The organism is Pseudomonas sp. 05T35, assembly GCF_056396605.1.
The window spans coordinates 1-5,678 of sequence record NZ_JBFTLU010000293.1 but is presented as its reverse complement, the minus strand read 5'-3'; the positions used below and the strand labels follow the sequence as shown (position 1 = coordinate 5,678).

Below are 5,678 nucleotides of genomic sequence, written 5' to 3'. Positions count from 1 at the left end.
TCACCGAACCATCGGACGGGATCAGCACGACGTAGTCATCCGGGTTGACCATCTTGGCTTTATAGCTCAGGCCGTTGAAGTCCCAGACCACGCCGACTTCGACTTCACCCTTTTCCATGGTGGAAATCGTCGGGTTGGCCAGCGACAGGCGACCTTGCTTGGCGATTTCGGCGAACATCAGCAGTGCGGGTTGAATGTTCTTTTCATCACCACCGTTGGCGATGGCGGCGGCCAACACACCGTTGGCGGCTTGCGCAGCGGTGCTCACGTCACCGATGGAGACCTTGTATTTACCGGTCTTCAGGTCAGCCCACTTTGTCGGGGCTTCGGAACCGTGCAGCAGCTTCTTGTTGACGATGAACGCGATGGTGCCGGTGTAGGCCAGTGCCCAGTTACCGTCCTTGTCCTTGGCCCAGTCCGGAACGTGCGCCCAGGTGCTTGGCTTGTACGGTTGAACCACGCCCTGCTTGACCGCAATCGGGCCGAAGGCCGCGCCGACGTCGCCGATGTCAGCACTGGCGTTGTCTTTTTCGGCAGCGAACTTGGCGATTTCCTGAGCCGAGCTCATGTCAGTGTCGATGTGCTTGAGGCCGTACTTTTTGGAGAGGTCTTCCCAGGTGCCTTTCCAGTTGGCCCAGTCATCGGGCATACCGACGCTGTTGACGGCGCCTTCCGCTTTTGCAGCGGTCTCCAAGGCTTTTAAATCGGTGTCAGCCGCCATGGCTGCGGTGCACATGGCGATGGTCGAGCCTAACAGTGATGCCAGGAAAAGCTGTTTCATCCGAAGCTCCTTTGGGCGTATTCAACGCTGCGTTTTGCGGTTTGTTGGTCTAGGTCAGCAATACCTGAGCCAATTTAGGTGAGCGGGATGACACTTTGATGTCGGTATCAGGCGCGCTCGCATTCTTTTCGCTCGGTAGTGGTGGCTGCGAAGTAAGCGTAGACCATGGCCAGAAGGCCGGTTTGCAAGGACTTGGCCGCTTATTTGCACAGGTCTGGATCAGCCGTTCGGCGGCTTTGTCATTGATCAGTCATATGTATTGCCTAGGCTTGCAATACGTTTCAGGACGCGTTTTTTGGCGCAGTCCTGCCCCGAAACAGTGCTGGTCTAGTCCAGATAGGTAACGGTGATGCGTGAAGAGGCAACGAAAGCGGTGACAGCCATCGGTCAGGTGCTCCAGGAGCAGATCGACCACGGTCTGCTGGCGCCCGCGAGCAAGCTGCCGGCCGAGCGCAAACTCAGTGAGTTGTTCGGAACTACGCGGATCACCGTGCGTGAGGCGTTGTTGCAACTGGAAGCGCAGGGGCAGATTTATCGCGAGGAGCGGCGCGGCTGGTTTGTCTCGCCACCGCGTCTGGCGTACAACCTGATGCAACGCAGCCACTTTCACGCGATGGTCAGTGCGCAGGGGCGGGTGCCCTCGACCGAGGTGATTTCGGCGCGGTTGCAACCGGCGTCAGCGGCAGTGTGTGCCTGGTTGCAGCTGCCGGCGTTGTCGAGTGTGATTCAGATCTGCCGTTCGCGGCGTATCGATGGGCGGTTGGTTTTGTATGTCGAGCACTATTTGAATCCGCAGTTTTTTCCGGGGATTCTGGCGTTTGATCTCAATCAGTCGATTACCGAGTTGTATGCGCGGCATTACGATTTGCACTATGGGCGGGTGCGCTTCGAAATTGTGCCGACGGCGTTGTCGGTGGATGCGGCGGCCGCACTTCGGGTGTCCGTGGGCAGTCCGGGGTTGCGGATTGCGCGGGTCAATTATGATCAGCATGGGCGGTTGATCGATTGTGATCTGGAGTTCTGGCGGCATGATGCGATTCATGTCGGGGTGGATGTTGCCTGAACTCTGCTTTTAATAAGGTGCGGTGGGTCACGCTGGTGAAACGTCATGGGTATTAACTAAATATTCTGAAATTATAAGTTTGTTAGTTGTTCTGTGTGGGTGTGCCGATTTTATGTAAGGTGGTCCTGAGTCGCTCTTGTGTTGCGGCTTTTGGATGTTTACTTATATAAGGATATTGGTATGTTTGGATACGGGCACGATGATCGCAATGAAAACCTCCGGGGTACCATGAGTATTTTTGGGAGGCCGGTTTCAGTCATTCGTTCAAGTGAAATTGGAACTCAGCGGTCTCATGTTGAACCGACCCTGTTTTATTTTTATGGTGGTGAAGGTAAATACAGCATCTCTGCTGGGGATATCGCAGATAAAAAATATGTTGCCCTGGATAAAGAAGGCTACCTGTGTATTGGGGGGCGTGCCGAACCGTTCACCCTGTTGGATGCCAATGATAGGCCTCTACAGAACAACCGTCCTCAAGGCGAGGTGGTGATTAAAATGTATGCGTCCTATTCCGCAGCTGTTCTGCAGTTTGGTGGAGACGAGGCTTTTGATGATCGGGATACACTCTACAATTTCTTGATCGCCGGACGCAAAGTCGAGGGTATAGATAGACATGGTGATGCTTATTATCTGGTGCCAACGGGAGACGGTTCGTGGAAGAAACACCCCGCCGATAAGCCCTTTGCACATAAGCCGGTGCCTATCGTATTGAATATCAAATAATCGTAAACGCAGGTTGTCGGGTTTTTCGTCGCCATCTGCTCGACTGATATCAAGCATTTTGAAGTGAATGCAGCTCGGGAGGAACCCGAGCTGCATTTGTCGGCTATTCCTTCTCCAATCCACCACCCGCTGCCGTCACCACCTGAATACTCATCCTCGGCGTTGCCAGATCCAGCCCGGCTTCATCCAGATGGCGTTTGAGCGACAGGTTGAACGCGCGCGACACTTCCCACTGTTTGATCGGCGCGGTCTTGAACCGTGCGCGCAGAATCGCGCTGCCGGACTCGAAACTCTCAACGCCCTGGATCTCCAGTGGCGACCAGATGTTGCGACGTTGTATCGGGTCGGTGCGCATCTTCTGGCCGACGTCGCGCATCAGTTTGATCGCGTCATCGATTTCCATGTTGTACGGCACTGCCACGCGGAAGATCGCGTAGCCGAATTCCCGTGAGTAGTTCTTGATGCTTTTGATTTCACTGAACGGGATGGTGTGCACGATGCCGTCGATATCCCGAAGCCTCACGGTGCGGATAGTCAGGCCTTCGACGGTGCCCAGGTGGCCGCCGACGTCCACGTAGTCGTCGATGGCCAGCGAGTCTTCGATGATGATGAACAGCCCGGTGATCAGGTCGGCAACCAGCGACTGCGCGCCAAAACCGATGGCCAGGCCGATTACGCCGGCACCTGCCAGCAGCGGTGTGACGTTCATGCCCATGTTGGCCAGTGCGACGATCATCCCGATGATGAAGATCGCCACGAACAGTATGTTGCGAATCAGCGGCATCATGGTTTGCGCCCGTGCATTGGCCTGGCCTTTGCGCGAGCGGGTGAGGGCGTGGTGCACGGCGGTGTCGCTGAGGATCCAGATCAGCCACGCGAAAATCAGCGTACCGCCCAGGCTGAACAGTTTGACGCTGACTTCATGGCCTTCACCTTCGGTGAAGCGGATCAGCGACATGCCCCAGACCCGCAAGCCGAGTTCGATGAACACTAGCCACACCGCCAGATGCGCGAGGGTATAGAAGAAGTTCTTCAGGCGCTCCGAATACAGCGCGTGACGCTTTGCCCCGCGTTGTGKCTTGAGCGCGTGGCGGCGGACGAGGCCGTTGATGACCATGCACAACACCAGCAGCACGGTGCAGATCAGTGATTGGCGCAGCGCGGTGCTGGTGTCGCCGGCAGAGACGAAGGTGGCGAACAGCGAGATCCCCACCAGCACCAGCGCAGGCAAGAACCAGAAGGTCCCAAGAATCTCGATCGTGTCGCTCAGCGCACGGCGGGTCAGTCGCCGCGACAGCGGCTGGTTGCGGATCAGGTGGGCAATGGGCCGACGGAATCGCAGAATGAACAGGCCGGTGAAAATCGYTGCCAGCACATTGGCGATGGTCGCGGTGATGTGGGCCAGGTGAATGCCGAGGCTGGTCACCAGCCGTGGGTCGTTCAAGGCTTCGCCGAAGGCCGCAAAACTGCCGATCAGCCACAGTGGGCGAAAGGCCTGGTGCCGCAGGATGTACAGGGCACGATGACGGTGCGGGCCGTCGAGTACGGAGAACGCGATCACGCAGATCGCCGAGAAGCAGGTACCGACCACCAGTGCATAAGCCAGCACCATGGCCAGGTATTTACCCAGCGATGAGGGCAAGGCATAGCTCATGTAGACGGTAATCAGCAGCGCGATCAGCCAGGGGCCGAGTTTACGCAGGGCAAAGCGCAGCATGTCCCAGGTCTTGGGGTGTTGCGGCAGTTCTTCGGTCAGGCCGAAGCGCGTTCGAACGCGATGACCGAGCCAGATCAGCGCAGCGGCGAGCAGGCTCCAGAGCATCAGGATCAGAGCGAAGGCAAAGAGCATCGGCAGCCATTCACTGGCTGGCAGCATCAGTGCGCTCAGTTCGTCCTTGGCCAGTTCGAACTCATCGGACCAGCGAGTGAGCGGGCTGTCGGCGCCGGAAAACTGTTTTTCGAGGTTGGCCAGGGTGCCGCCGATCAAGCCGAGTACGCCATCTTCGGTCGGTGTCTGGGCTTTTTTGCTGACGTCGCGCAGTTTCTTCAGGTCGGCCAGCAACCTGGCTCGTTGCTGATCGTTTTCCAGTGATTTGATCACTTCGTCCAGCGATTGCCCCAGCGGTGCGGTCGCTTCCGGTTGGGCTTTGGGTGAGCCRTTGAGCAGGCTCGGCAGGCCGACAGCCTGAGCAGGCACCACGGGAAGCAGCATCAACAGGCAGATGAACAGCGCAGACGGCAGGGCAAAAAGACGAGCGAACACTAGGCGGTCAACCTCAACGGGTACAGGTCGACCGAGTGTACGAGCGGGGCAAAACCAATGCGAGCGCAGTCAGTGCTTTTATTCGTTCAGCTTGGCGAGGATTTTGTAAATTACGGTGGCGAGGATCAGCAGCATGCCGATCCACATCGAGAGCACCCCGGCGTTCTTGTCACGAAAGTTGAAGCCAATGGCCAGCAGGATCATTCCCGAGAGAATCGGAATGAGCATGGAGTTGAACACAGACATCGAGATCATGACGACAGCCTTGTCGGGGACGGTGATGTAAGTCTAGGTGGCTTTTGTGCGAAGTGGGTTGATGCGAATCAGAAATGGTTCGGCAGCATCCCGTAACTACAGTGGCGAGGGAGCAAGCTCCCTCGCCACAGGGATTGCGTTACGGCAACTCGCGACAGGCGTAGAAAGCGCTCAGCACTTTGACCAGGTGCGCCAGGTCATGGCTGCCGCACAGTTCGCGGATCGAGTGCATGGCAAACGTCGGCAGGCCGATGTCCACGGTGCGCACGCCCAAATGACTGGCGGTGATCGGGCCGATGGTCGAGCCACAGCCCATGTCGCTGCGCACCACGAAGCTTTGCACCGGAACTTCTTCGGCCATGCACAGATGACGGAAGAACCCTGCAGTTTCGCTATTGGTTGCGTAGCGCTGGTTGCTGTTGACCTTGATCACCGGACCGGCATTGAGTTTAGGGCCGTGGTTGGCGTCGTGCTTGTCGGCGTAGTTGGGGTGTACGCCGTGGGCGTTGTCGGCCGAGACCAACAGCGATTTCTGAATGGTGCGGACGAACTCGTCGCCCTCAGGCAGCAAGCGGCGCAGGGTTTGTTCGAGC

Annotated in this window: 5 protein-coding genes and 1 pseudogene; 2 read left to right on the top strand and 4 right to left on the bottom strand. The window is 57.4% G+C overall.

Going from position 1 to position 5,678, the window contains the following annotated elements:
• The coding region (locus tag AC1DH9_RS20450) for an ABC transporter substrate-binding protein (RefSeq protein WP_477808676.1) at nucleotides 1-781 on the bottom strand (781 nt) is incomplete at its 3' end.
• A 349-nt stretch (nucleotides 782-1,130) separates the two neighbouring features.
• On the opposite strand from AC1DH9_RS20450, the gene phnR reads away from it, so the two are divergent.
• A complete protein-coding gene (gene phnR / locus AC1DH9_RS20445) occupies nucleotides 1,131-1,844 on the top strand; it encodes a phosphonate utilization transcriptional regulator PhnR (protein WP_427530436.1) in 714 nt (237 codons plus the stop codon).
• Between the two features lie 180 nt (nucleotides 1,845-2,024).
• A complete protein-coding gene (locus AC1DH9_RS20440; protein ID WP_427541557.1) occupies nucleotides 2,025-2,567 on the top strand; it encodes a hypothetical protein in 543 nt (180 codons plus the stop codon).
• A 103-nt stretch (nucleotides 2,568-2,670) separates the two neighbouring features.
• Here AC1DH9_RS20440 and AC1DH9_RS20435 read toward each other — a convergent pair whose 3' ends face one another.
• From AC1DH9_RS20435 to AC1DH9_RS20425, 3 genes and pseudogenes are all read right to left on the bottom strand, one after another.
• Entirely contained in the window at nucleotides 2,671-4,830 is a 2,160-nt protein-coding gene (locus AC1DH9_RS20435; protein WP_477808675.1) for a mechanosensitive ion channel family protein, read from the bottom strand.
• A 78-nt stretch (nucleotides 4,831-4,908) separates the two neighbouring features.
• Nucleotides 4,909-5,085: a hypothetical protein gene (locus AC1DH9_RS20430; RefSeq protein ID WP_173860023.1), complete on the bottom strand. Its 177-nt coding sequence runs from the start codon at nucleotides 5,083-5,085 to the stop codon at nucleotides 4,909-4,911.
• A gap of 139 nt (nucleotides 5,086-5,224) precedes the next feature.
• A pseudogene (locus AC1DH9_RS20425) lies at nucleotides 5,225-5,678 on the bottom strand (M18 family aminopeptidase); the annotation flags it as partial.

What these genes read in the sequence shown, in the direction of transcription:
- AC1DH9_RS20440 (WP_427541557.1), top strand. Translation starts at nt 2,025, where the DNA reads ATGTTTGGATACGGGCACGATGATCGCAATGAAAACCTCCGGGGTACC.
- AC1DH9_RS20430 (WP_173860023.1), bottom strand. Translation starts at nt 5,085, where the DNA reads ATGATCTCGATGTCTGTGTTCAACTCCATGCTCATTCCGATTCTCTCG.
- phnR (WP_427530436.1), top strand. Translation starts at nt 1,131, where the DNA reads ATGCGTGAAGAGGCAACGAAAGCGGTGACAGCCATCGGTCAGGTGCTC.